Consider the following 897-nt stretch of genomic DNA (forward strand, 5'->3'; position numbering starts at 1 on the left):
TCCCAAGGCGGGAGAGGTCCAGGTCAAGTTGGCCGCATCGGGCCTCTGCCATTCGGACGAGCACCTGCTCACCGGCGACCTGCAGTTCGAGTCCTACCCGATCATGGGCGGTCACGAGGGTGCCGGGGTCGTCACCAAGGTCGGCGAGGGTGTGATCGGCCTAGAGGAGGGAGACCACGTCGTCCTGGCGTTCATCCCCGCCTGCGGTACCTGCCCGCCGTGTTCAGAGGGCCTGCAGAACCTCTGCGACAACGGCGCGGGACTGCTCACCGGGCGTGCGATCAGCGACGGCGGCTTCAGGGTGCACACCGCCGACGGTGAGGACGTGGCCACCATGTGCCTCCTGGGGACGTTCGCCCCGCACGTCACCGTGCACCAGTCGTCCGTCATCAAGATCGAGAAGGACATCCCGCTGGACAAAGCCGCACTTCTCGGCTGCGGGGTGTGCACCGGTTGGGGCTCGGCCACGGAGATCGGCGGCGCCAAGGAGGGCGACATCGTGGTGGTCGTGGGAGTCGGTGGGATCGGCATCAACTCGGTCCAGGGTGCAGCGGCGGCGGGTGCGCGCGCTATCGTCGCCGTCGACCCGGTCGAGTTCAAGCGCGAGAAGGCCAAGGAGTTCGGGGCCACCCACACCTGCAGCTCCATGGACGAGGCGATGGCACTGGTCGGAGAGATCAGCTGGGGTCGGATGGCCGATCTGGTCATCCTCACGATGGGCGTGGTCGAGGGCAAAGACCTGCTCCCCGGTCTGCTCCTCACGGGCAAGGGCCGCCGGTGTGTCGTGGTGGGCCTGGGGGACATGATGGCCGTCGACGCCCAGGTGTCAATCATGGACCTGGCGATGCAGCAGAAGACACTGCAGGGCGCCATCTTCGGTGGCACCGGCCCGCGCAA

General features: G+C 67.6%; 1 protein-coding gene. It reads left to right on the forward strand.

What is annotated here, in order from left to right; translation table 11 throughout:
* Positions 1 to 897: NDMA-dependent alcohol dehydrogenase (locus tag G6017_RS13060; protein WP_182639182.1), on the forward strand; the 897-nt coding region annotated here is incomplete at both ends.

The sequence above is a fragment of the Dietzia sp. B44 genome, assembly GCF_014145245.1.
Taxonomy (GTDB): Bacteria; Actinomycetota; Actinomycetes; order Mycobacteriales; family Mycobacteriaceae; genus Dietzia; species Dietzia natronolimnaea.